This is a genomic window from Streptomyces sp. NPDC012637 (genome assembly GCF_042954805.1).
Classification (GTDB): Bacteria; Actinomycetota; Actinomycetes; order Streptomycetales; family Streptomycetaceae; genus Streptomyces.
The window spans coordinates 162,249-185,175 of record NZ_JBIBDS010000010.1 but is presented as its reverse complement, the minus strand read 5'-3'; the positions used below and the strand labels follow the sequence as shown (position 1 = coordinate 185,175).

General features: G+C 71.8%; 23 protein-coding genes and 1 tRNA gene. 14 read left to right on the top strand and 10 right to left on the bottom strand.

The genetic code is table 11. The features are described from left to right. Positions 1 to 4: 4 nt before the first annotated feature. The 4 genes from ACFY8W_RS33865 (at position 5) to ACFY8W_RS33850 (ending at position 1,991) form a co-directional block, all read left to right on the top strand. Positions 5 to 604, top strand: coding sequence for a 4Fe-4S dicluster domain-containing protein (locus tag ACFY8W_RS33865; protein ID WP_391113803.1), 600 nt, complete (start codon positions 5 to 7; stop codon positions 602 to 604). Beyond that, positions 601 to 1,293, top strand: a complete 693-nt coding sequence (locus tag ACFY8W_RS33860) for a Rieske 2Fe-2S domain-containing protein (protein WP_391113801.1) — start codon at positions 601 to 603, stop codon at positions 1,291 to 1,293. The genes ACFY8W_RS33865 and ACFY8W_RS33860 overlap by 4 nt, the downstream gene beginning before the upstream one ends. After that, positions 1,290 to 1,709 (top strand): hypothetical protein, encoded by a 420-nt coding sequence (locus ACFY8W_RS33855; RefSeq protein ID WP_391113798.1) that lies wholly within the window; start codon positions 1,290 to 1,292, stop codon positions 1,707 to 1,709. The genes ACFY8W_RS33860 and ACFY8W_RS33855 overlap by 4 nt, the downstream gene beginning before the upstream one ends. A gap of 69 nt (positions 1,710 to 1,778) precedes the next feature. Continuing rightward, entirely contained in the window at positions 1,779 to 1,991 is a 213-nt protein-coding gene (locus tag ACFY8W_RS33850; protein WP_391113795.1) for a hypothetical protein, read from the top strand. Between the two features lie 19 nt (positions 1,992 to 2,010). On the opposite strand, the gene mscL is transcribed toward ACFY8W_RS33850, so the two are convergent. The 6 genes from mscL to ACFY8W_RS33820 all read right to left on the bottom strand — a co-directional run bounded on the left by mscL (position 2,011) and on the right by ACFY8W_RS33820 (position 8,092). Further along, on the bottom strand, positions 2,011 to 2,526 hold the full coding sequence (gene mscL, locus ACFY8W_RS33845) for a large conductance mechanosensitive channel protein MscL (RefSeq protein ID WP_391113792.1): 516 nt from the start codon (positions 2,524 to 2,526) through the stop codon (positions 2,011 to 2,013). 114 nt (positions 2,527 to 2,640) lie between these two features. After that, entirely contained in the window at positions 2,641 to 3,099 is a 459-nt protein-coding gene (locus ACFY8W_RS33840) for a hypothetical protein (protein ID WP_391113789.1), read from the bottom strand. Between the two features lie 328 nt (positions 3,100 to 3,427). Continuing rightward, complete coding sequence (locus ACFY8W_RS33835) at positions 3,428 to 4,300, bottom strand: S-methyl-5'-thioadenosine phosphorylase (RefSeq protein WP_391113787.1); 873 nt, start codon at positions 4,298 to 4,300, stop codon at positions 3,428 to 3,430. A 309-nt stretch (positions 4,301 to 4,609) separates the two neighbouring features. Then, positions 4,610 to 4,924, bottom strand: a complete 315-nt coding sequence (locus ACFY8W_RS33830) for an FmdB family zinc ribbon protein (protein WP_391113784.1) — start codon at positions 4,922 to 4,924, stop codon at positions 4,610 to 4,612. Positions 4,925 to 4,992: 68 nt separating this feature from the next. Further along, on the bottom strand, positions 4,993 to 6,273 hold the full coding sequence (locus ACFY8W_RS33825) for an MFS transporter (protein ID WP_391113782.1): 1,281 nt from the start codon (positions 6,271 to 6,273) through the stop codon (positions 4,993 to 4,995). A 244-nt stretch (positions 6,274 to 6,517) separates the two neighbouring features. Next, positions 6,518 to 8,092 carry a potassium/proton antiporter gene (locus ACFY8W_RS33820; protein WP_391114225.1) on the bottom strand — a complete coding sequence of 525 codons (1,575 nt, stop codon included), beginning with the start codon at positions 8,090 to 8,092 and terminating at the stop codon, positions 6,518 to 6,520. Positions 8,093 to 8,317: 225 nt separating this feature from the next. On the opposite strand from ACFY8W_RS33820, the gene ACFY8W_RS33815 reads away from it, so the two are divergent. After that, a complete protein-coding gene (locus ACFY8W_RS33815) occupies positions 8,318 to 11,053 on the top strand; it encodes a penicillin acylase family protein (RefSeq protein WP_391113779.1) in 2,736 nt (911 codons plus the stop codon). Positions 11,054 to 11,061: 8 nt separating this feature from the next. Here ACFY8W_RS33815 and ACFY8W_RS33810 read toward each other — a convergent pair whose 3' ends face one another. Next, positions 11,062 to 11,667: a 5-formyltetrahydrofolate cyclo-ligase gene (locus tag ACFY8W_RS33810; RefSeq protein ID WP_391113776.1), complete on the bottom strand. Its 606-nt coding sequence runs from the start codon at positions 11,665 to 11,667 to the stop codon at positions 11,062 to 11,064. 158 nt (positions 11,668 to 11,825) lie between these two features. Between ACFY8W_RS33810 and galU the strand changes: the two genes are divergently transcribed. The 7 genes from galU (at position 11,826) to ACFY8W_RS33775 (ending at position 17,449) form a co-directional block, all read left to right on the top strand. Beyond that, entirely contained in the window at positions 11,826 to 12,725 is a 900-nt protein-coding gene (galU, locus tag ACFY8W_RS33805) for a UTP--glucose-1-phosphate uridylyltransferase GalU (RefSeq protein ID WP_391113773.1), read from the top strand. A 130-nt stretch (positions 12,726 to 12,855) separates the two neighbouring features. Further along, positions 12,856 to 14,133 carry a gephyrin-like molybdotransferase Glp gene (glp, locus tag ACFY8W_RS33800; RefSeq protein WP_391114223.1) on the top strand — a complete coding sequence of 426 codons (1,278 nt, stop codon included), beginning with the start codon at positions 12,856 to 12,858 and terminating at the stop codon, positions 14,131 to 14,133. A gap of 114 nt (positions 14,134 to 14,247) precedes the next feature. Beyond that, a complete protein-coding gene (gene moaC, locus ACFY8W_RS33795; protein ID WP_391113770.1) occupies positions 14,248 to 14,733 on the top strand; it encodes a cyclic pyranopterin monophosphate synthase MoaC in 486 nt (161 codons plus the stop codon). 113 nt (positions 14,734 to 14,846) lie between these two features. Next, positions 14,847 to 15,338, top strand: a complete 492-nt coding sequence (locus ACFY8W_RS33790) for a molybdenum cofactor synthesis domain-containing protein (RefSeq protein ID WP_391114220.1) — start codon at positions 14,847 to 14,849, stop codon at positions 15,336 to 15,338. Beyond that, positions 15,335 to 15,958 carry a GNAT family N-acetyltransferase gene (locus ACFY8W_RS33785; RefSeq protein ID WP_391113767.1) on the top strand — a complete coding sequence of 208 codons (624 nt, stop codon included), beginning with the start codon at positions 15,335 to 15,337 and terminating at the stop codon, positions 15,956 to 15,958. The genes ACFY8W_RS33790 and ACFY8W_RS33785 overlap by 4 nt, the downstream gene beginning before the upstream one ends. Positions 15,959 to 16,104: 146 nt before the next feature. Beyond that, on the top strand, positions 16,105 to 17,262 hold the full coding sequence (gene glpR / locus ACFY8W_RS33780; protein ID WP_391113764.1) for a gephyrin-like molybdotransferase receptor GlpR: 1,158 nt from the start codon (positions 16,105 to 16,107) through the stop codon (positions 17,260 to 17,262). A gap of 113 nt (positions 17,263 to 17,375) precedes the next feature. Beyond that, a tRNA-Ala gene (locus ACFY8W_RS33775) sits at positions 17,376 to 17,449 on the top strand. A 65-nt stretch (positions 17,450 to 17,514) separates the two neighbouring features. Here the strand turns inward: ACFY8W_RS33775 and ACFY8W_RS33770 are convergent. Both ACFY8W_RS33770 and ACFY8W_RS33765 read right to left on the bottom strand, forming a co-directional pair. After that, on the bottom strand, positions 17,515 to 18,537 hold the full coding sequence (locus tag ACFY8W_RS33770) for a trypsin-like serine peptidase (RefSeq protein ID WP_391113761.1): 1,023 nt from the start codon (positions 18,535 to 18,537) through the stop codon (positions 17,515 to 17,517). Between the two features lie 215 nt (positions 18,538 to 18,752). Beyond that, a complete protein-coding gene (locus ACFY8W_RS33765) occupies positions 18,753 to 19,244 on the bottom strand; it encodes a GNAT family N-acetyltransferase (protein WP_391113758.1) in 492 nt (163 codons plus the stop codon). 68 nt (positions 19,245 to 19,312) lie between these two features. Here ACFY8W_RS33765 and ACFY8W_RS33760 point away from each other — a divergent pair, with 68 nt between their 5' ends. Next, positions 19,313 to 20,116 carry an exodeoxyribonuclease III gene (locus ACFY8W_RS33760; protein ID WP_391113755.1) on the top strand — a complete coding sequence of 268 codons (804 nt, stop codon included), beginning with the start codon at positions 19,313 to 19,315 and terminating at the stop codon, positions 20,114 to 20,116. 176 nt (positions 20,117 to 20,292) lie between these two features. On the opposite strand, the gene ACFY8W_RS33755 is transcribed toward ACFY8W_RS33760, so the two are convergent. Then, positions 20,293 to 20,913, bottom strand: coding sequence for a MerR family transcriptional regulator (locus tag ACFY8W_RS33755; protein WP_391114218.1), 621 nt, complete (start codon positions 20,911 to 20,913; stop codon positions 20,293 to 20,295). A 442-nt stretch (positions 20,914 to 21,355) separates the two neighbouring features. Here ACFY8W_RS33755 and ACFY8W_RS33750 point away from each other — a divergent pair, with 442 nt between their 5' ends. Further along, positions 21,356 to 22,918 carry an NAD(P)-binding domain-containing protein gene (locus tag ACFY8W_RS33750; RefSeq protein ID WP_391113752.1) on the top strand — a complete coding sequence of 521 codons (1,563 nt, stop codon included), beginning with the start codon at positions 21,356 to 21,358 and terminating at the stop codon, positions 22,916 to 22,918. Positions 22,919 to 22,927 lie beyond the last annotated feature (9 nt).

Below are 22,927 nucleotides of genomic sequence, written 5' to 3'. Positions count from 1 at the left end.
GCACATGATGGGCCGCACGATCTTCATCGACCCCGGCCGCTGCATCGGCTGCCAGGCCTGCGTCTCCGCCTGCCGCGAATGCGACTCGCACCGCGGCAAGTCGATGATCCACCTCGACTACCCCGACGAGGGGCACTCCGTCGCCTCCCTTCCCACCGTGTGCATGCACTGCGAGGACCCCGTCGCCCCCTGCGCCGAGGTCTGCCCCGCCGACGCGATCCTGGTGACCGCAGACGGCGTGGTGCAGCAGGCCGACACCACCCGCTGCATCGGCTGCGCCAACTGCGTCAACGCCTGCCCCTTCGGTGTCCCGAAGATCGACCTCCAGGCCAAGCTGCAGATGAAGTGCAACCTCTGCTACGACCGCACCGCCTACGGCCTCGCCCCCATGTGCGCCACCGTCTGCCCCACCGGCGCCCTCTTCTACGGCACCCTCGACGAGCTCCGCGCCGAACGCCCCGGCGTCCAGGTCGCCGACTCCTTCACCTTCGGATCCACGACCATCTCCACCGGAGTGGCGATGGTCGTTCCCGCCGACAAGGTCCAGTGGCCGGTCCCCGGCGGTCTGCCCATCGTCGAAGTCAACGGAGTGGATGTCCGATGAGCCTCACCTCACCGCCTCCGGACGGCGCCGGCGCGGCCACCGGCCCGGCGGGCCCGGCCGACGGGGACCGGCCGGCCGACGCAGCGCAGGCGGCCCTCCGCGATCGGATCGCCGCCGACTCGCTCACCACTCGCCGCGACTACCTGCGGATCGTCGCCACCGTCTCCGGCGGCCTCGCCGTCGGCGGCATCGGCGTCGCCTCCGGCATCCTGCACCGGCACGGCGACAGCGACGACGGAGCACCCGAGCCGACGAAGATCGCCGATCAGCTTCTCCCCGGCGACTCGATCGCCTTCCGCTACCCCGACGAGGAGGACCGCGCGGTCGCCATCCGCCTCCAGGACGGCACCCTCGCCGGCTACTCCGCCGTCTGCACCCACCTGGCCTGCGCCGTCCTGTGGCGCAGCGACCGAGGGAGCGAGGGCGAGCTGTACTGCCCCTGCCACGAGGGCGTCTTCGACGCCCGCACCGGTGAGGTCACCGCAGGCCCGCCGCCCCGGGCCCTGCCGAAGGTGCTCCTGGTCGAGGAGGCCGACGGCAGCATCTGGGCCGTGGGCACCACCCGCTCCGGCGAGAGCGTCCAGGAAGGCCTGTGCCGCCAACTCGGCGATGAACGGCCCGGCCTCGCCGAGCGCCTCGGCTGCCCCGGCGCCGGCGGCAGCCCCGCGGAGAGGAGCCGAAGGACATGACCGAGACCCCGTTCCCCAAGGACCCGGGCGCCCCCGGCGGCTCGGCCGAGGCGCCGGGGAGCCTGCCGCCCCGGCCCGCCTACACCCCCGGCAGCGCCCAGCCGCGCCTCAACCGTCCGGTACACGAGCGCTATCCCCAGATCCGCCCCACCAGCGGCTACGGGGACCCTCGTATCCGCCACACCGGGCCGGGCCCGGGCGCCGGCACCGAGCAGGAGCCCGAGCGCTCCTCCAAGCTCTCGGCCCGCCTCGCCCTGGCCCTGACCGTGGTCATCGGCCAGCTGTGGGGGCTGACCATCGTGGTCGACGAGTGGATGGCCGGCGACACCGGGACCGCCTGGTGGGGCGCGGGATTCCTCGTCCTGTCGTTCCTCGTGGTCCTCGGCCTCTGGCTGCTCGACCCGAAGGACCGCTGAGCGGAATCCCGCTGATCAGCCCCCGGGGAGAAGGGGTACGGGGCGGAGATCCCGGCGTACCCTGAAAGCATGAGCACCGCCCCCGCCCACGGACCGCGAGCAGCGAAGCAGTCCGACACCGTTCCCAACCCCAAACCCAGGCCGGCACTGATCTTCGACGATCCACTGGACCAGCAGTCCGCGGACGATACGGACCGCGGGTGGGGCGAGCGGCCTCCGGCCGGCGGCAGCGCCGCCGACCTCGCGCGCTTCCTCGACGAGAAGCCGCCGCACCACCTCTGACACCGACGCGAGCCGTCGGTCAGGAGGTGGAGTGCGCCCCGGTGCCGCCACCGGTCGGGGAGGTCACGCCCGTGTTGTTCACGGACGGACCGCGCTGGGACACCAGGTGGTCGCGGATCTCCTTGAGCACCTCCAGCTCGCTGACCTCCAGGGTTTCCTGGACGCCTTCCTTCGCCTTCTCGTGTGCCGCGCGCTTCGCGAGGATCTTCGCCATGGGCAGGACCATCAGGAAGTAGACGACTGCGGCCGTGATCACGAAGCTGAGGACGGCACTGAGGACCAGACCCCACTGGATCTGGATGCCCTGCATCTCGCCGTTCACGATCTGGCAGGGGGCCTTGAGGCAGGACGCGTAGCCCTCCAGGTCCTTCGTGCCGAAGGCACCCACGAGCGGGTTGATGATGCCCTTGACCACCGAGTTCACGATGTTGGTGAACGCGGCACCGATGACGACCGCCACCGCCAGGTCGATCACGTTCCCGCGCATCAGGAAGGCCTTGAAGCCTCCCAGCAAGCTTTCCTTCTTCTCGGCCACCGAGGTGCCTTTCGTCGCGTGTGCTGCACTGTGCGGAGCCATTACGCCGTGACTGGCGCGAAGGCGTCCAATCCGTACACACGGGACGGTTACTTGACAGGCCGTCAGTGCGAATCAACACAGCGTCACCGCCAGTTGGGACGTCATGCCCGCTCCGGCGAGCGCCGTCGCCGTCGACCGTGGAACGGACAGGACGACCAGAGCCCCACCGTCCGAACGAGTCTCGCCCGGCCGTGGCACTTCGGCCACTCGGGCGCCCGAGGCCACGACCCGGGCCTCGCCGCCTTCGCCTGTCGGTGAGTTGGCCGCGGCGATCACGTCCACGCGGTCGCCGGGCCTGAGCAGCCGCACGGTCGCCGCGTCGGCGATCCGCACGGGGGCCGACACCAGCGGCACCGCGGCCGGCCGGTGCACCGCCTTACGGACGGGCGGCGGAGGCGGCTGCTCGGCCAGGTCGTCGGCTCCGGCCGCGCCGGCGGCGGCGAGCGCGGCGGCCGTCATCGCGAGGACCGCGGCGGGCGCCCGCCGCCTGCGACGGAGGGCCCGGCGCAGCCGGAGCCTCGCGCCGCGCACGCGCAGAGGATCGAAGAGGGGAACGCCGCAGGGTGCCGGCACCGAGGTGCGGGTGTGGGGGAGGCAGGAGCCCGTGAGGCTCGAGTCCGTGGTCATCGCGCAACCGCCTGTCGTGACGTGGCCGTTCACCGGACCGTCCGGCGAACCGCGACCACCGTCCCGCACCTGCCGCGATCCCGCTCGGGCCTGTGGACAACCAGGCGATTGTGGACAACTCCCTCACCCTCGCGAGCGATTGCCGCGGCCGGGCGGGGTCGGGGAGGCTTGGGTCAGTCCGGTCCTCGCGGGCGGCCGATCCTCACCCGGCCCCGACCCCCGGCCCCGAGGCTCAGGGCAGTTCGATCCCCAGGTCCCACCCGTCGTGGGCCCGCGTGCACAGGCAGTCCCGGTCGATCGTCGCGGGGAGCGCGCCGACCGCATCGAAGAGCACGTCGCGCAGCCGGCCGACGTTCTCGCCGAACACGCGCAGGACCTCGGCGTGCGAGACGCCGTCCCCGGTCTCCGCACCCGCGTCCAGATCCGTCACCAGTGCGAGGGAGGTGTAGCAGAGTCCCAGTTCCCGGGCGAGTACGGCCTCGGGATGGCCGGTCATGCCGACCACCGACCAGCCCGCGGCCGCGTGCCAGCGCGACTCGGCGCGCGTGGAGAAGCGAGGGCCCTCGACGACGACCAGCGTGCCGCCGTCGACCGGCTCCCAGCCCCGCCCGCGGGCGGCCTTCAGGGCCACCCGGCGCCCGTCAGGGCAATAAGGGTCGGCGAAGGTCACATGAACCACGTTCGGTACGGCGCCGCCCCAAGCCCCGGGCAGTGGTTCTCCGTCGAAATAGGTCTGCGCGCGAGCCTTCGTCCGGTCGACCAGTTGGTCGGGCACGACGAGGGTGCCGGGTCCGTACTCCTCGCGCAGTCCGCCGACCGCGCAGGGCCCGAGTACCTGGCGCACGCCCACGGAGCGCAGGGCCCACAGGTTGGCGCGGTAGTTGATCCGATGCGGCGGCACGTCATGGCCGCGCCCGTGCCGGGGAAGGAAGGCCACCCGCCGGCCGGCGATCTCGCCGAGGAAGAGGGAGTCGCTGGGGCTGCCGTAAGGGGTGTCGACCGACACCTCGGTCACATCGTCCAGGAAGGAGTAGAACCCGGAGCCACCGATCACGCCGATGTCCGCGTACGAGTTCGCCGTCGGGCCAGTCGTCTGGGTCGCCATGGCCGTCACCCTAGCCGCCCCACTCGGCCCTCAGCCCCCGGCTTCAGGCCTTGCCCGCCCGACCCTCAGCCCCTTGATGAGCATGCCGATCCCTTGCCGGACGAGCCTGCCTGCAGGCCCCTACGGCAGATCCCTGCCCGCAGGCGCGGACGACACAGTCCCTGCCCGCAGCCTCGGACGGCAGCCCCTTATCCGCGAGCCCGCATGGCAGGCCAGGTCCGCAGGTCGCGGAGAGCGGGAGTCCGGAGATACGCCGGTGCCCCGTCGCGCGAGGCGACGGGGCACCGGGAAGAACAAGAAGAACGGAGGTCAGGCCGCCGGCGTGGAGCTCGACGAGGCCGCGGGCTTCGCGTCCGAGGAGGACGAGGAAGGCGTCGACGACGACGAGGTAGAGGTGGACGACGAAGAGGAGCTCTTCGACGACGCGGGCGAGCTGCTGGACGAGGCGCCACGGCTGTCGTTGCGGTAGAAGCCGGAGCCCTTGAACACGATGCCGACCGCAGAGAACACCTTCTTCAGGCGTCCCTTGCAGTTCGGGCACTCGGTCAGAGCGTCATCCGTGAACTTCTGCACCGCCTCGAGGCCCTCGCCGCACTCGGTGCACTGGTACTGGTAGGTCGGCACTTGTCTTCCTCCTGGCACTCACACTCATCGAGTGCTAACGACGATCCATAGTGACGTATTCCGTCGGTTCAGTCCACCGCCACGGAAACTCGGTGACCGATACCACGTGCCGCGACCCGGCTCGCCGCGTGGGGCCGGAGCCGCGAGCGGAGGGCGACCAGGGTGACGAGGGCGAGCAGCGTGCCCGCCATAGGCACCAGGAATCCGGTGCTGGCGCCGTGGGCGTCGGCCAGTCGGCCGGCGACGGTGACGGCGGCGGCCTGGCCGAGTGCCACGGCGCCGGTCAGCCAGGTGAAGGCCTCGGTGCGGGAGGTGGCCGGGACCAGGGTCTCGACGATCGTGTAGCCGGTGATCAGGGCCGGGGCGATGCACAGACCCACGACCAGACCGAGGGCGCCGAGCAGCATGACGGAGTGGACGGACCACAGAAGGGAGGCGGCGACGGTGAGACCGGCGTAGCCGAGGATCAGACGACGGCGCGGGCCGATCTTCCAGGCGACGGCGCCCATGGCGATGCCGGCGAGCATGTTGCCGGCGGCGAAGACGCCGTACAGCAGGCCGTTCGCGCCCGGGTTGCCGATCTCCTCGGAGAAGGCGGTGAGGGAGACCTGCATGCCGCCGAAGACCGAGCCGATGCCGAGGAAGGCGATGACCAGGACCCGGACGCCGGGGATGGACAGGGCCGAGCGGTGGGGTTCGCCGTCTGCGTGGCCGGCCGCGGCGGCCAGGCCGTAGGCGGGCTGGGTGCGGCGCTGGGCGGCGAAGAAGAGGCCGCCGACCAGGGTGAGTGCGGCTTCGGCGATCAGACCGGCCGCCGGGTGCACGCCGGTGCAAAGGGCGGTCGCGAGGACAGGGCCGACGACGAAGGTGAACTCGTCGGTGACCGACTCGAAGGCGGCAGCGGTCGGCATCAGGGGCGTGCCGTCCAGCTTGGCGGCCCACCGGGCCCGGACCATCGGGCCGACCTGCGGCACCGAGGCGCCGGAGGGGATGGCCGCGAGGAACAGGGCCCACAGCGGGGCGCCGGCGAGCGCCAGCGCGACGAGAAGGGAGACGGAGGCGGTGTGTATCAGCACACCGGGGACGAGGACGGCCCGCTGGCCGAAGCGGTCGGCGAGCTTGCCGCTCTGCGGGGCGAACAGCGCCATGGAGACACCGGTGACGGCGGCGACGGCGCCTGCGCTGCCGTAGGAACCGGTGGTGTGCTGGACGAGCAGGACGATGCCGATGGTCAGCATCGCGAACGGCTGCCGGGCGGCGAAGCCCGGAAGGAGGAAGGAGAGTGCGCCGGGAGTGCGCAGCAGCTGCCCGTACCCGGGCCGCTTCCCGGAGACGACCGTGGACACCACGGTCCATGCCTTTCTGCCGCCTGGTAGCGGGCCGTGCACGGTGGTGCGGGCGTCGCCGAGAGCTGTCCTCTTGCGCGGAACTGCGGTAGATACCGGGCCCCACTGCGGAGGGCGCCTCGGCCGCCATACGGTCGCGCCAGCTCTGCGTCAGGCAGAGTTGGTTCGATCTAGTGTGCCTTCATGGTACAGGGAAGGGCGTCTTCCCGCCTGGGAAAGCGCCTGTGACCCGAATTAATGCCTGCGATTAACCGGATGTTCGCTTGGAAGGCCTCCGGAACGGTCGGCGGAGGCCGGTCTGGTCCTCGTGGTCCGGGGCGGCGGCGGCCCTGGCGCCGCCCGTGCCGAGCCAGCCGGCCAGCTTTCCACCCTGGCCGACGGCCCGCAGCCGGCGTTCGGCGGCGTCCCGGACCGGGTCGGTGGCGACGACGAGGAGCTCGTCGCCGCGCCGCAGCACGGTGGCGGGGCCGGGGACGAAGCTCTTGTCCTCCCGGACGACCAGGGTGACGGCGGCTCCGGCGGGCAGCCGGAGCTCCGCCACCTCGACGCCGTGCATCTTGGAGCCCTCCGGGACGGAGACGGAGAGGAGGTGTCCGCGCAGCCGCTCCAGAGGGGCGGACTCGACGCCCAGGTCGGCGGCCTCGCCCTGGTCGCCGAGCTTGAGGGCCTTGGCCAGCCAGGGCAGGGTCGGCCCCTGGACCAGGGTGTAGACGACGACCAGCACGAAGACGATGTTGAAGATCCGTTCGCTGCCGTCGATCTCGGACACCATCGGGATGGTCGCCAGGATGATGGGGACGGCGCCGCGCAGACCGGCCCAGGACATCAGGGCCTGCTCCTGCCAGGGGATGCGGAAGGGCAGGAGGCTGACCAGGACCTCCATCGGCCTGGCGATCACGGTGAGGACCAGACCGATGACGATCGCCGGCCAGAAGTCGTGCACGAGCTCATGGGGGGTGACGAGAAGACCGAGCAGGACGAACATGCCGATCTGGGCGATCCAGCCGAGGCCCTCGGCGAAGCCCCGGTTGGCCGGGGCGTGCGGCAGCTTGGCGTTGCCGAGCACCATCGACGCCAGGTAGACGGCGAGGAAGCCGGAGCCGTGGGCCATGGCGCCGGAGGCGTAGGCGACGACGGCGATGGCCATGACGGCGATCGGGTAGAGGCCGGAGGCCGGCAGGGCGACGTGGCGCAGCCCGTAGGCGCCGGCGAAGCCGACGGCGAGGCCGACGGCGGCGCCGATGGCGAGTTCGAGGGCGATCTTGCCGACGAGGACGTACCAGGAGTCGACGGGGCCCGCGGTGGAGAAGGCGACGACGAGGATGACGACGGGGGCGTCGTTGAAGCCGGACTCGGCTTCGAGGACGCCGGTGACGCGGGAGGGCAGCGGCACCTTGCGTAGGACGGAGAAGACGGCGGCGGCGTCCGTGGAGGAGACGACGGCGCCGATGATGAGGGCCTGCTGCCACTCCAGGCCGACCAGGTAGTGCGCGGCCGAGGCCGTGATGCCCACGCTCACCGCGACGCCGACGGTCGACAGCATGACCGCCGCGGGCAACGCGGGTTCGATCTCCTTCCACTTGGTGCCCAGGCCACCCTCGGCCAGGATCACCACAAGTGCGGCATAGCCGATCACCTGGGTCAGTTCGGCGTTGTCGAAGGCGACGTTGCCGATGCCGTCCTGCCCGATGGCGATCCCGATCCCGAGGTAGAGGAGAAGGCTGGGAAGCCCGCTCCGGGACGAGATGCGTACCGCCGCGACAGCGATGAGCAGCACGAGCGAGCAGATGAGCAGGAGTTCGTTGAGCTGGTGGACAGTCAGTGGCCGTTCCTTCCCCTCGCATGTGCCGGCCGATCATTCCTCCGGCACCGGTACTTCGTTACCTTACCTAATCTTTAACGCATCCTTGACGACTTCTTGGTGTTGCATCGCACACCAGTACGGCTAAGAACGGTCCTCTTCCTGACACCGCGTCCGGGCGCTCCGGGCGCTGCGCCTAAGGTTGCTCCCGTACTCCAGGACCACCCTGCCCCTCGAAGGACAGCGATGCCCTCCAACACGACCGCGCCCCCCGCCAAGAAGAAGGGGCGGCGCGCCCGCCTGATCGTCCTCGTCCTGGTCCTCGCGCTGCTCGCGGGCTTCGGGTACGGGGGGTACTGGGGCGTCAGCACCGTCCGCGGCTCGTTCCCGCAGACGACGGGCACGATCCGGATCGACGCGCTCTCCGGCCCCGTCGAGGTCAAGCGCGACGCCTACGGCGTCCCGCAGATCTACGCCGACAACGAGGCCGACCTGTTCCGCGCGCAGGGCTACGTCCAGGCGCAGGACCGCTTCTACGAGATGGACGTCCGCCGCCACATGACGGCCGGCCGCCTCTCGGAGATGTTCGGCAAGAGCCAGGTCGACACCGACGCCTTCCTGCGCACGCTGGGCTGGCGCCGGGTCGCGCAGCAGGAGTACGACAAGGTCCTCTCGGCGGAGACCAAGAAGAACCTCCAGGCCTACGCCGAGGGCGTCAACGCCTACCTCAAGGACCGGGACCCGTCCGACGTCTCCGTCGAGTACGCGGCCCTTGCCCTCACCAGCGAGTACGAGATCGAGCCGTGGACCCCGGTCGACTCGGTGGCCTGGCTCAAGGCCATGGCCTGGGACCTGCGCGGCAACATGCAGGACGAGATCGACCGCTCCCTGATGGCGGGCCGTCTGGAGCCGGGCCAGATCAAGGCCCTCTACCCGGGCTACCCGTACGAGCTGCACCAGCCGATCGTCGACGGCGGCGGCGTCGACAAGATCACCGGCAAGTTCGATCCCAAGGCCCAGCCGAAGAGCGGCGACGACGGCACGGCCACCACCGGCGGCGGCTCGCAGGGCGGCGTCCAGTCCCAGCTCGCCGCGCTGTCCGACACCCTCGACGAGATCCCGGCCCTCATCGGCCCGAACGGCAACGGCATCGGATCCAACTCCTGGGTGGTCTCCGGGACGTACACGACCTCCGGCAAGCCGCTGCTCGCCAACGACCCGCACCTCTCGCCGATGCTGCCGTCCCTCTGGTACCAGATGGGCCTCCACTGCCGCTCCGTCTCCGCGACCTGCCGCTACGACGTCGCCGGCTACACCTTCTCCGGCACGCCCGGAGTGATCATCGGCCACAACGACTCCATCGCCTGGGGCTTCACCAACCTCGGCGCCGACGTCACCGACCTCTACCTGGAGAAGATCGGCACCGGCGGCTACGTCGTCGACGGCAAGACCAAGCCGTTCATCCTCCGCGACGAGACCATCAAGGTCGCCGGCGAGGCCGACCGCCTCATCCAGGTCCGGTCCACCGAGCACGGCCCGCTGGTCTCCGACCGCTCCACCGAACTCGAGAAGGTCGGCAAGACCGCTCCGGTCGGCAACGCCGCACCCGACCGCGGCACCAGCGGCTACGGCGTCTCCCTGCGCTGGACCGCGCTGCAGCCCGGCAAGTCGATGGACGCCGTCTTCGAACTCAACCGCGCCAAGGACTTCCAGGCCTTCCGCGCCGCCGCGAAGGACTTCGAGGTCCCGTCGCAGAACCTGATCTACGCCGACACCGCGGGCAACATCGGCTACCAGGCGCCCGGCAAGATCCCGGTCCGCACCAAGGCCGCGAACTACGACGGCACCCTGCCCGCGCCCGGCTGGGACTCCTCGTACGACTGGAAGGGCTACATCCCCTTCGACGAGCTGCCCTACGAGTACAACCCGAAGCGCGGCTACATCGTCACCGCCAACCAGGCCGTGGTCGACGAGAAGAAGTACCCCTACCTCCTCACCCGGGACTGGGGCTACGGCTCGCGCAGCCAGCGGATCAACGACCTCGTCGAGTCGAAGATCAAGGACGGCGGCAAGATCTCGCCGGACGACATGCAGACCATGCAGATGGACAACCGCAGCGAGATCGCGACCCTGCTCAACCCGCTCCTGCTGAAGATCGACATCGCCGATCCGCAGGTCCGCGAGGCGCAGAAGCTGCTCGAGGGCTGGGACTACACCCAGGAGCCGGACTCGGCCGCCGCCGCGTACTTCAACGCGGTCTGGCGCAACGTCCTCAAGCTCGCCTTCGGCAACAAGCTGCCCAAGGAGCTGCGCGTCGAGGGCGAGTGCATCAACGTGCGCGTCGCCGACACGACCGGCCCGGTCGACGAGCAGGGCAAGCTGGTGCCCGAGTGCGGCGAGCGCGACCCCGAGACCGCGCAGCCGGACGGCGGCGACCGCTGGTACGAGGTGGTCCGCCCGCTCCTCGAGCAGGAGAAGAGCGAGTGGTGGAAGACGCCGGGCGACCGGCTGAACGCCGCCACCGAGACCCGTGACCAGCTGCTCGCGCAGGCCATGAAGGACGCCCGCTGGGAGCTGACCGCCAAGCTCGGCAAGGACGTCTCCACCTGGAGCTGGGGCCGGCTGCACCAGCTGACCCTGAAGAACCAGACCCTCGGCACCGCCGGCCCCGGCTTCCTGCAGTCGCTGCTCAACCGCGGCCCGTGGAACCTCGGCGGCGGCGAGGCCGCCGTCGACGCCACCGGCTGGAACGCGGCCGGCGGCTACGACGTGATCTGGGTGCCGTCGATGCGGATGGTCGTCAACGTCGGCGACTGGGACAAGTCGCGGTGGATAAACCTCACCGGCGCCTCCGGCCACGCCTTCCACAGCCACTACACCGACCAGACGGACAAGTGGGTGAAGGGCGAGCTGCTCGACTGGTCCTACGGGCTGGGGGCGGTCGAGGCCACCACCCAGGACACCCTCAAGCTGGAGCCGTAACCGACTCCTCAGCGCTCGAAGCGCCGGACCCCCTCCGGGGTCACCACCGCGTGTACGGGGTGGTCGTGCGGTTCCTCCGGGACCCGCGCGACCACCTCGTTCGCGTACAGGAGCACCACCAGCGCCGGATCCGCCCCGCCCCGTGCCAGCCGGGCGAGGACGCGGTCGTACGAACCGCCGCCGCGTCCGAGGCGCATGCCGCGTCCGTCGACGGCGAGCCCCGGCAGCAATACGGCGTCCGCGGCGCACACCGCCTCGGGCCCGAGGCGCCCGTGGGCCGGCTCGAGCAGCCCGCGGCCCGCCTTCACCAGCCGCTCGGACCCCTCGTACACGGCCCAGTCAAGGTCGTTGTCGGGCAGCAGAACCGGCAGCAGGACCCGTACGCCCCGCTCGCGCAGCGCGTCGAGCAGCGCACGGGTGCCCGGCTCGCGCCCCACGGAGACGTACGCGGCGACGGTGTCAGCCTCCGCCAGCTCGGCGAGCTCCAGCGCGTGTTCCGCCAGGAGCTCCGCCGATCGCGCTCGGTCCCCGTCGGTCAGGTTGGCCCGGGCGGTGAGCAGGGCGCGGCGCAAGAGCGCCTTCTCGGTCGGTTCCTCGGTCGTTTCGGCGGTCAAGACGGCTCGTATCCCTCTTGTATCGGGCGGTAGCGGTACGAGAGTTGAGAAAGCGCGCGAGAGCCATGTCCTTCTCATGGTGTCCTCGCAGCGTTTTCGCAGCTTTTTCTCGGCTTTTTCTCATTTCCTTCCCATACCGAACGGCTAGGGTGCTCCGCATGACTCAGACGCCGTCCATCACAAAGGCTGTCATCCCGGCCGCCGGTCTCGGCACCCGGTTCCTGCCGGCCACCAAGGCGACGCCGAAGGAGATGCTGCCGGTCGTCGACAAGCCCGCCATCCAGTACGTCGTGGAAGAGGCCGTCGCCGCCGGACTCTCCGACGTCCTGATGATCACCGGCCGCAACAAGCGCCCGCTCGAGGACCACTTCGACCGGAACTACGAGCTGGAGGAGGCGCTCGTCCGCAAGGGCGACGACGAGCGGCTCGCCAAGGTCCAGGAGTCCAACGACCTTGCGACCATGCACTACGTGCGCCAGGGCGACCCGCGCGGCCTCGGACACGCGGTCCTGTGCGCCGCGCCGCACGTCGGTGAGCAGCCCTTCGCCGTGCTCCTCGGTGACGACCTGATCGATCCGCGCGACCCGCTGCTCGCGCGGATGATCGAGGTCCGCGAGCGCTTCGGGGGCAGCGTGATCGCGCTGATGGAGGTCGATCCCTCGCAGGTCCACCTCTACGGCTGCGCGGCGGTCGGCCCGACCGGCGAGTCGGACGTGGTGAAGGTGACGGGCCTCGTGGAGAAGCCGGAGCCGTCGGAGGCGCCGAGCAACCTGGCGATCATCGGCCGTTACGTCCTCGACCCGGCCGTCTTCGGGATACTGCGGGAGACCGAGCCGGGCCGCGGTGGCGAGATCCAGCTGACCGACGCGCTGCAGAAGCTCGTCCAGGACGAGCGGGTCGGCGGGCCGGTGCACGGCGTGGTCTTCAAGGGCCGCCGCTATGACACCGGCGACCGGGGGGACTATCTGCGTGCCATTGTCAGACTGGCGTGCGAACGTGATGATCTGGGGCCGGACTTCCGGACCTGGCTCCGCAGTTATGTCAGCGAGGAGATGTAGCACCTTGAGCAGCAGCGGTACGGCACCGTCGGCCCACGGCGACGGCCATGGGCACGGCGACGCCGAGGGCCACGACCACGGCCACTCCGGCCCGGGGTCCGGCGACCCCTGCGCGGGTCCGGCCCGGGGCCTGTGGTCCGTCGACGAGCACCTGGCCGACGTCCTGGCGGCGGTCGTCCCGCTCGAGCCCATCGAGCTGCAACTGCTCGACGCCCAGGGCTGCGTCCTCGTCGAGGACGTCACGGTGCCGGTCGCGCTGCCGCCCTTCGACAACAGCTCCATGGACGGGTACGCGGTGCGCGTCGCCGACGTGGCCGGGGCGAGCGAGGAGTTCCCCGCCGTCCTGACCGTGATCGGCGACGTCGCCGCCGGGGCCGGCGGCCTGCCCGAGGTCGGCCCCGGTCAGGCCGCCCGGATCATGACCGGCGCCCCGCTGCCGCCCGGCGCCGAGGCGGTCGTCCCCGTCGAGTGGACGGACGGCGGCACCGGCGGAGGCGCGGCCGGCACGATGCGCCCGGCCAGCGACGCCCCCGAGGGCGCCGAGGGCGAGGTCCGTGTCCACCGGGCCGCCGAGGCCCGCGCCCATGTCCGGGCGCGCGGCAGCGACGTCACGGCCGGGGAGCTGGCGCTCGGGGCGGGCACGGTCCTCGGGCCTCCGCAGATCGGCCTGCTCGCGGCGATCGGCCGCGGCACCGTGCGCGTGCGGCCCCGCCCGCGGGTGGTCGTGATCTCCACGGGCAGCGAGCTCACCCAGCCCGGCGAGCCGCTGACCGAAGGCCGGATCTACGACTCCAACAGCTTCGCGCTCGCCGCCGCCGCCCGGGACGCCGGAGCCCTCGCCTACCGGGTCGGCGCGGTCGCCGACGACGCCGAGTCGCTGCGCGCCGCCATCGAGGACCAGCTGATCCGGGCCGATCTGATCGTCACCACGGGCGGCGTGAGCGTCGGTGCCTACGACGTGGTGAAGGAGGCGCTGACCGCGGACGGCGAGGTCGACTTCCGCAAGCTGGCGATGCAGCCGGGCAAGCCCCAGGGCTTCGGCATGATCGGGCCCGACCACACGCCGCTGCTCGCGCTGCCGGGCAACCCGGTCTCCTCGTACGTCTCCTTCGAGGTGTTCGTGCGGCCCGCGATCCGGGCCCTGATGGGCCTCGCCGACCGGCCCGACGCCCAGCGGCCCCGTGTCCGGGCGGTGCTCAAGGCGGACCGGGCGCTGTCCTCGCCGGCCGGCCGGCGCCAGTTCCTGCGCGGGACGTACGACGCCGAGTCGGGCACCGTCGCCCCGGTGGGCGGTTCGGGCTCCCATCTGATCGCGGCGCTGGCGCACGCGGACGCGCTGCTCGTCGTACCGGAGGACGTGACCGGCGTGGAACCCGGTACGGAGCTGGACGTGCTGCTCCTCGGGTGACACGACGGGCGGGCGGCTGACCGGTCGGGTGACCACCACCTGGTCCTGATCCGGTGGACGGGGCCTGGTGGAGGTACCGTGTCGTCCCACACAGCGACCGGGAGTGTCACGGCCATGAGCACGCAGCAAGGACTCACCCACATCGACGACGCGGGGGCGGCCCGCATGGTCGACGTCTCCGCCAAGGACGTCACGGCCCGCACCGCCCGCGCCAGCGGACGGGTCCTCGTCTCGCCGCGCGTGATCGAGCTGCTGCGCGGCGAGGGTGTGCCGAAGGGCGACGCGCTGGCCACCGCCCGGATCGCCGGGATCATGGGCGCGAAGAGGACCCCGGACCTGATCCCGCTGTGCCACCCGCTGGCCGTCTCGGGGGTGACGCTGGACCTGACGGTCGCGGACGACGCCGTGGAGATTCTGGCGACGGTGAAGACGACCGACCGCACGGGCGTCGAGATGGAGGCCCTGACGGCGGTGTCGGTGGCGGCGCTGACCGTCGTCGACATGATCAAGGCGGTCGACAAGGGCGCGGTCATCTCCGATGTGCGCGTGGAGGAGAAGACGGGCGGCAAGTCCGGGCACTGGACGCGGAGCGAGTCGTGACCCGCGCGGGCAAGGTCGCCGGAGCGCACGAGCACCACCCGCACCATGAGCACGAGGCGCATGCCGCGCCGGAGGCCGCGGGCGGCGGCGCCCTCACCGCCCCGTACTCCGCGCTGGTCGTCACCGCCTCCAACCGGGCGTCCGCCGGTGTCTACGAGGACAAGGGCGGTCCGCTGATCGCCGAGGCGTTGCGCGGGATGGGCTTCGCCGTGGACGGCCCGCAGGTCGTACCGGACGGCGCGCCCGTCGAGGCGGCCCTGCGCGCCGGGGTCGAGGCCGGGTACGACGCGATCGTGACGACGGGCGGTACGGGGATCTCGCCCACCGACGAGACGCCCGAGGTCACCCGGCGCGTCCTGGACCGGGAGATCCCGGGCATCCCGGAGGCGATCCGCGCGTACGGCCGGGAGAAGGTGCCGACGGCCGCGCTGTCGCGCGGGCTCGCGGGCGTCGCACGGGGCACGCTGATCGTCAACCTGCCCGGTTCGACGGGCGGGGTACGGGACGGGCTCGCGGTCCTGGAGCCGGTGCTGATCCATGCCGTGGACCAGATCCGCGGCGGTGACCACCCGAGACCCGCGGCGGAAGCGGGTCCGGAGTCATGATCCCGTCCTGGCCCGTGGTCCTGGCGGACGGCGACGTGCTGCTCCGCCCCATAAAGATGCGCGACCAGCGGGCCTGGCGCGAGGTGAACCGGCGCAACCGCGACTGGCTGCGCCCCTGGGAGGCGACCGTTCCGCCGCCCGGTCCGGGCGGGCCGATGGCGCAGCGTCCCACGTACCGTCAGATGGTGCGCCACCTGCGGGCGGAGGCGAACGCGGGGCGGATGCTGCCGTTCGTGATCGAGTACCAGGGGCGTCTGGTCGGGCAGTTGACGGTGGCGGGCATCACCTGGGGGTCGATGTGCTCCGGGCACGTGGGTTATTGGGTCGACCGTGACGTGGCGGGCCGTGGTGTCATGCCGACGGCGGTCGCGCTCGCCGTCGACCACTGTTTCCGTACGGTCGGACTGCACCGGATGGAAGTGTGCATTCGCCCGGAGAACGCCCCCTCGCGGCGGGTCGTGGAGAAATTGGGATTCCGCGAGGAGGGGCTGCGGCCCCGTTACCTCCACATCGACGGCGCCTGGCGTGACCACCTGGTCTTCGCGCTGACGGCGGAAGAGGTGCCGGAAGGTCTGCTGCGTCGCTGGCATCAGGCGCAGTCGCGTCGACAGCATCTCTAATTCCCATAAGTGTTCGAATTTGATCGGCAGTTGACCGCCAATCGATCTGAACAATCACAAAAAAGTTCAGTGATATCAGCCAGATCGTGCGACACACCGGGCCAATTGGCCGATGCCCTCACCCGAACCCCTCTACCGTGTGAGGCGTGAGCAGCAGCGGCCTCATCTACGCAGTCATCGTCGGGGCCTGGGCCGCCTACTTGGTGCCGATGTGGCTCCGCAGGCAGGACGAGCTGAACGAGGCCCGTCCGACGGAACGCTTCAGCACCGCCATCCGGCTGCTGTCCGGACGGGCGGGAATGGAGCGCCGTTACGCCAAGGAGCTGAGGGACCGGGATCGTGCGGCGGACGACGCGGCGCCCGACGTGGACCCGGACGCGGCGACCGAGCAACTGAGCTCGGTCGACGTCCGGGGCTTCTGCGCGCCCGCGGCCAGGACGGAAGCCCGCCTGGAGGTCCCCGACCCGGCCCCGGCCCCCGCCTCGGCGCAGGCGTCCGCACAGGCGCATGCCCAGGCACAGGCTTCCGCGCAGGCCCAGGCCCAGGCGAAGGGCCCGGCGCAGGCTGCGGCCTCCGCGCCGGCGTCCAAGGCCTCCGCCCGCCGCGGAGGCGCCGGCGCGCCGGGCGGCGGCGCGGCGGCCGAGCGCGCCCGCAGGACCAAGGTCCTCGCCCGGCGCCGGCGCACCACCGTGATCCTCTTCCTGGCGTTCACGCTCGGCGCGGTCGTCGCGGCCGTCGGTGGCCTCGCCTTCCTGTGGGCCCCCGCCCTCCCGGCCGTGCTCCTCAGCGCGTACATCGTCTACCTGCGCGTCCAGGAGCGGCGGCGGTTCGTGTACGTGATGGACCGGCGCAACGCCGAGGCCGCCGCGGCCCGGCTGCGCGAGAGCCGCCGCCCGGCCCCGACGCCCGAGCCGGAGCCCGCCCAGGACCGGCCCGCCGAGTCGTCCGTCTCCCCGCAGGAGGCGGACCGCCGGGCACTGGTGGAGCAGACGGACCACGCGGAGTGGGTCGACCAGCAGCGCGAGCGCGGCCCGGCCCGCGGCGACAGCTGGGACCCGGTCCCGGTCCCGCTCCCCACGTACGTCACCGCGCCGGTCGCCCCGCGCGCCTCGGGCGGCGTCGACATCACCGACCCGGAGACCTGGAGCTCCGCCCGCTCGTCCACGGCGGCCGACCCGGCCCCGGCCCCCGCGCCGGCCCCGCGCCAGCGCACCACGCCGCCGCGCACCCGCCGCGACCACGGCCGTACGCCGCTCTTCGACCAGTACGCGGACGACGACCGCCCCCGCGCGGCCAACGAATGACCGGGCGGCCGGGCCACCCGCCCGGCCGCCTGCCGGAAGCAGAGGTCGCTGACCTGCGGAGGAACGGATTTCCTCGTACGCCGGTCGGGATGCTAATGTTTCACACGTCGCAGGGGCCTGTGGCGCAGTCCGGTAGCGCACCTCGTTCGCATCGAGGGGGTCAGGGGTTCGAATCCCCTCAGGTCCACAGACAACGAAGATCCCGTCCGATCGCAAGATCGGACGGGATCTTCGCTTTTGCGCGCCCGAAGGTCAGGACGCCTGAGCCTTGTTGTAGAGGTTCTGGGCGTCCGTGCCGAAGTACGGGCCGAACATGCGGTTCGGCAGGAAGGTGTAGCCGAAGCTGTTCACCGAGGACTGCAGGCCGGTGCCCGTGGTCTCGTTGAAGGACGTGAACCAGGGACCGCCGCTGGAGCCGCCCGTCATGTTGCAGGCGAGCGAGTGGTCCTGGGAGAACAGGAAGTCCTTCGAGGAGTTGCCCGCGCAGTAGATCAGCTTCGTGCCGTCGTACGGGGATGCGGCCGGGAAGCCGAAGGCGTACATCGCCTTGTTGTAGCCGCCGTTGAACTGGATGCCCTGCGCGCCGGTGACCGACGTGAGGGTCTGGCCGTTCAGCGGGGCGACGACCGCGGCGCCGACGTCGTAGTTGATGTCCTCGCTCGCCTCCCACTGCGGGGTGGTGAGGGTCTTGGTGGCCGTCCACTGGCCGTAGGGCGCGTTTCCGTTGTCGTACGCGGGGACGAAGACCCAGTTGGTGTGCCAGGCGCCCTGGTACTTCACGCAGTGGCCGGCGGTGATGACGGTGCTGGCGTTCTGGCTGGTGACCGCGTTGCCGGAGCAGGAGGCCGTACGGCCCTGGAAGGTGAAGAAGACCCGGCCGGAGGTCTTCACCACCGCGCCGCCGCCCGTCCAGGCCCCGCCCGCCTGCGGGAAGGCGGCGGGTGTCACGGCCGACGGCGAGACGGCCGCGCCGGCCGGTGCGGCGGACGTGGCCGCGGTGGTCGCCGTGGTCGTGCTCGTGGTCGGCGCGATCGTCGTCGGGGTGGCCGCGCGGTGCACCTGGCGCAGGGCGCTGGGGGTGGTCTTCAGGTCCAGGGGCGTCGCCGAGCGCATCCGGTCCGCGGTCCAGAACGCGGCGGTGTCGCGCTGCTGCGCGGCGGTGAACGAGTGGCCGGTGTTGCCGGCCGCCTGTGCGGCTCCCGTCGTGGCCAGCCCGCCGGCGAACAGGGCGCCGGCGGTCAACAGGGCGGCTGTGGCGAAGCGATGGCGTCTCACGCATGTCTCCTTCTGCCGAGGCAGGTGGGGGATGAGAACGGTGCGGATCGACGTGCTCGTGCGTGGGCAGCGTGCCAGAGCCGGAAGGATTTGTCAGGAGCGCGTCATCGCCATTTCGCGCGCCGGGCGACCGCGCGACGGGCGACCGCGCGCCGGACGGTCGGGTGCCGGGCGGTCGGGTGGTGCCGGACGGCCGGGTGCCGGGCGGTCGGGTCCTACAGGGCCTTCGCGAAGCAGCGGCTGTTCGGGTAGTCGCGGTAGTAGCCGAACTTCGCGCAGGGCTCGTAGCCGCTGGAGGTGTAGAGCGCGATGGCCTCCGGCTGGGCCGTGCCGGTCTCCAGCACCATGCGGGTGCGGCCGGCTGCGCGGGCGTCGGCCTCCAGGGTGGCCAGGATGCGGCGCGCCAGACCCAGGCCGCGGGCCTCGGGGACCACGTACATGCGCTTCAGTTCCGCGTCGCCGTCCGCGTAACCCTCGTCGTTCGCGTCCTGCGTGCGCCAGCCGCCCGACGCGACGGGCCGGTCCTGCTGGTCGTACGCGAGGAGGTAGAGGCCCAGCGGCGGGGCGAACATCGACGCGTCGAGCGGTGTGAGATCGCCCTCACCGTCGCCGTCGTCATCCGCGTAGCGCTCGGCGTACTCCAGCTGAACGGCGTCGTTGAGCTTGACCGCGTCCGGGTGGTCGAAGGAACTAGTGCGTATATCCATGCAAAAGATCGTACATCTATGCGAAGCGCCAGGCGTATGCCGGCGCGAGGTGTCGGTATTCTCCCGGGATGCTCACTGTGACGTCCGCGAATGTCAATGGTCTCCGAGCCGCCGCCAAGAAGGGCTTCGTCGAATGGCTGGCCGGGACCTCCGCCGATGTGGTCTGCCTCCAGGAGGTGCGCGCCGAAGCGGCGCAGCTGCCCCCGGAGGTCCGCGCCCCGGAGGGCTGGTTCACGGCTCACGCGCCCGCCGCCGCCAAGGGTCGCGCCGGAGTCTCGCTCTACACGCGCCGTGAGCCCGACGCCGTACGGACCGGCTTCGGCGTCGCGGAGTTCGACGCCAGCGGCCGGTACCTCGAGGCCGACCTGCCCGGCGTCACCGTCGCCAGCCTCTACCTGCCCTCGGGCGAGGTGGGCACCGAGCGGCAGGACGAGAAGATCCGGTTCATGGACGCCTTCCTGCCGTACCTGAAGGAGCTCAAGGAGCGCGCCGCCGCCGACGGTCGTGAGGTCGTCGTCTGCGGCGACTGGAACATCGCCCACCGCGAGGCCGACCTCAAGAACTGGAAGGCCAACCAGAAGAACGCCGGCTTCCTCCCCGAGGAGCGGGCCTGGCTGAGCCGGGTCTTCGAGGAGGGCGACGGCGGTTACGTGGACGTCGTCCGCGCCCTCCACCCCGACCAGGAGGGCCCCTACTCCTGGTGGTCCTACCGCGGCCGCGCCTTCGACAACGACAGCGGCTGGCGCATCGACTACCAGGTCGCCACGCCCGGACTCGCCGCGAAGGCCGTCAAGGCGTACGTCGAGCGGGCCGCCACCCACGCGGAGCGGTGGAGCGACCACGCGCCGGTCACGGCGGTCTACGAGCTCTAGCCGGGCGGCGTCCGGGGGGCAGACCGGAGCGGTCCGGGGTGGTCTTCGAGCCCTGGCCGGGCCGGGCCCGGGGCGGTCTGCGAGCCCTGGCCGGGCGGGGTCCGGGGTGGTCTGCGAGCTCCAGCCGGGTTGAAGAACCGTTCAGCTGGGCGTGAGGGCCCGCGCCCGGCCCGCCCTCACGAGGACTCGCGCAGGCGCCGGTCGAGCGCGAGGGAGAGCTCCGCCTCCACCACGCTCTTGGCCAGCGGGCGCAGCCGCTGGACGTCCTTCGCGTCCGTGTACTTGCCGAGGAGTTCGGTGAAGAGCTCCGCGAGCGCCTCCGCGTGCTCGCGGACGCGGCCGCCCGCCTCCAGGACGGCGGCCAGCGGGACGCCTTCGCGGACGAGCGCGGACGACACGTCGAGCAGGCGGCGGCTGACGTGGACGATGTCCTCGCCGTCGGTGGCCAGGTAGCCGAGGTCGAGCGCGGCGGCGAGGTTCTCCGGAGTGACCTCGCCCGCGAAGTGGTCGGCGAGTTCCTCGGGAGTGAGGCGGACGGGCTCCTCCTCGGTGGGAACGCCCAGTTCCAGGACCTCGCCGACGTTCCGGCCGGACTCGAAGGCGGTGGTGAGGTCGGCGATGCCGTTCAGGGTGTGCCCGCGCTCCAGGAGGGCGGAGATGGTGCGCAGCCGGGCCAGGTGGCGCTCGTCGTACCAGGCGATCCGGCCCTCGCGGCGGGGCGGTGGGATGAGTCCGCGCTCGCGGTAGAAGCGGAGCGTGCGGACGGTGATGCCGGCCGCGGCGGCGAGGTCGGCCATGCGGTACTCGCGAGGGCCGGGCCCGTCGGCCGGTCCGCGCGCGCCTGCCGTGAGCACCGCCGCGTCCCCCGGCGCGGCCTCGGTCGCTCCGGCAGGTGCCGCCTCGGTCGCCCCGGGCTCCCCGGCCGTCTCCTCGGCCTGGCCCGGTGCCGCCTCGGTCGCCCCGGCCGGTGCCGCCGGGTCCGCGGAATCCGCCGGTGCCGCCAGGTCCGCCCCCGCTGCCGCGTCCACCGGCCCAGCCGGCCCAGCCGGCCCCGTCGGGTGCGCCGGTGCCGTCGTCTCCGTCTGGTCTCCCGATCGCTCTGCCACGTCCGCCAGCCTATGTTGTACCGCCGGTAACTTTCCCCGGCCTTACCCCTACCGCTCGGTATGCCGCTGCTCTACAGTCCCGATTGTGCCAGTGATTGCTGGCGGAATCTTGGCCGGGCGCACGGGAGGCGGCATGGCGAAGCACGAGCACGTACGGGTGGCGGTGATCGGATCGGGATTCGGCGGGCTCGGAGCCGCCGTCCGGCTGCGCCGCGAGGGGATCACCGACTTCGTCGTCCTGGAGCGGGCCGACTCCGTGGGCGGCACCTGGCGCGACAACAGCTACCCGGGCTGCGCCTGTGACGTCCCGTCCCACCTCTACTCCTTCTCCTTCGCGCCCAACCCCGACTGGCCGCGCACCTTCTCCGGGCAGCGCCACATCCGCGCGTACCTGGAGCACGTCACCGACACCTTCGGGATCCGGCCGCACCTGCGCCTGAACCACGAGGTCACGAGGATGAGCTGGAACGAGGACGAGCTGCGCTGGGACATCGACACCAGCCGCGGCGGCTTCTCCGCCGACGTCGTCGTCTCCGCCACCGGGCCGCTCTCCGATCCGCGGATCCCCGACATCCCGGGACTCGACGGCTTCACCGGCAAGGTCTTCCACTCGGCCCGCTGGGACCACGACTACGACCTCACCGGGAAGCGCGTCGCCATGGTCGGCACCGGCGCCTCCGCCATCCAGATCGTGCCGTCCATCCAGCCGGAGGTCGGCCGGCTCACCCTGTTCCAGCGCACGCCCCCCTGGGTCATGCCGCGCATGGACCGGGCCATCAGCGGACCCGAGCGCTGGCTGCACCGGCGGCTGCCGTTCACCGCGACCGCGCGCCGCGGCATCCTGTGGGGCATCCGCGAACTCCAGGTCAGCGCGTTCACCAAGCGGCCCGACGAGCTCGGCCTGGTCGAGCGGCTCGCCAAGGCCAACATCGCGCGTGCGGTGAAGGACCCGGCGCTGCGGGCCCGGCTGACCCCCTCGTACCGCCTCGGCTGCAAGCGGATCCTGCTCTCCAACACGTACTACCCGGCGCTCGCCCAGCCCAACGTGGACGTCGTCGCCTCCGGCCTGAAGGAGGTCAGGGGCAACGTCGTGGTCGCCGCCGACGGGACCGAGACCGAGGTTGACGCGATCATCTTCGGCACCGGCTTCCACGTCACCGACATGCCGATCGCCCCGCGCGTCATCGGCGCCGACGGCCGGTCGCTCGCCGAGCACTGGAAGACCGGCATGGAGTCGCTGCGCGGCGCGACCGCGGCCGGCTTCCCCAACTGGATGACGATCATCGGCCCCAACACGGGCCTCGGGAACTCCTCCATGATCCTCATGATCGAGTCCCAGCTGAACTACATGGCCGACTACCTGCGGCAGCTCGACCTGCTCACTCCGACCGGTCCCGGCGGACGCGCGGCCCTCGCCGCCCGGCCCTCCGCCGTCAACGCCTGGAACCGCCGCGTGCAGTCGCGGATGGAGCGGACCGTGTGGAAGGCGGGCGGCTGCGAGAGCTGGTACCTCGACGCCAACGGCCGCAACACCACCTTGTGGCCGGGCACGACGGGCGAGTTCCGGCGCGAGACGCGGACCGTCGACCTCTCCGAGTACGAGGTGCTGCGCACCCCGGCGAAGCCGCAGCCGGCCTCCGGGGCGGCCTCGGCAGCCTCCCGCCGTACCTCCCGCAAGAAGGAGACCGTCCGGTGAACCGCCACG

Coding starts and splice junctions, on each gene's coding strand:
- ACFY8W_RS33865 (WP_391113803.1), top strand. CDS start 5: ATGATGGGCCGCACGATCTTCATCGACCCCGGCCGCTGCATCGGCTGC.
- ACFY8W_RS33750 (WP_391113752.1), top strand. CDS start 21,356: ATGGCGAAGCACGAGCACGTACGGGTGGCGGTGATCGGATCGGGATTC.
- ACFY8W_RS33815 (WP_391113779.1), top strand. CDS start 8,318: ATGCCCTCCAACACGACCGCGCCCCCCGCCAAGAAGAAGGGGCGGCGC.
- ACFY8W_RS33855 (WP_391113798.1), top strand. CDS start 1,290: ATGACCGAGACCCCGTTCCCCAAGGACCCGGGCGCCCCCGGCGGCTCG.
- ACFY8W_RS33850 (WP_391113795.1), top strand. CDS start 1,779: ATGAGCACCGCCCCCGCCCACGGACCGCGAGCAGCGAAGCAGTCCGAC.
- ACFY8W_RS33835 (WP_391113787.1), bottom strand. CDS start 4,300: ATGGCGACCCAGACGACTGGCCCGACGGCGAACTCGTACGCGGACATC.
- ACFY8W_RS33860 (WP_391113801.1), top strand. CDS start 601: ATGAGCCTCACCTCACCGCCTCCGGACGGCGCCGGCGCGGCCACCGGC.
- galU (WP_391113773.1), top strand. CDS start 11,826: ATGACTCAGACGCCGTCCATCACAAAGGCTGTCATCCCGGCCGCCGGT.
- ACFY8W_RS33755 (WP_391114218.1), bottom strand. CDS start 20,913: ATGGCCGACCTCGCCGCCGCGGCCGGCATCACCGTCCGCACGCTCCGC.
- moaC (WP_391113770.1), top strand. CDS start 14,248: ATGAGCACGCAGCAAGGACTCACCCACATCGACGACGCGGGGGCGGCC.
- ACFY8W_RS33785 (WP_391113767.1), top strand. CDS start 15,335: ATGATCCCGTCCTGGCCCGTGGTCCTGGCGGACGGCGACGTGCTGCTC.
- ACFY8W_RS33760 (WP_391113755.1), top strand. CDS start 19,313: ATGCTCACTGTGACGTCCGCGAATGTCAATGGTCTCCGAGCCGCCGCC.
- ACFY8W_RS33765 (WP_391113758.1), bottom strand. CDS start 19,244: ATGGATATACGCACTAGTTCCTTCGACCACCCGGACGCGGTCAAGCTC.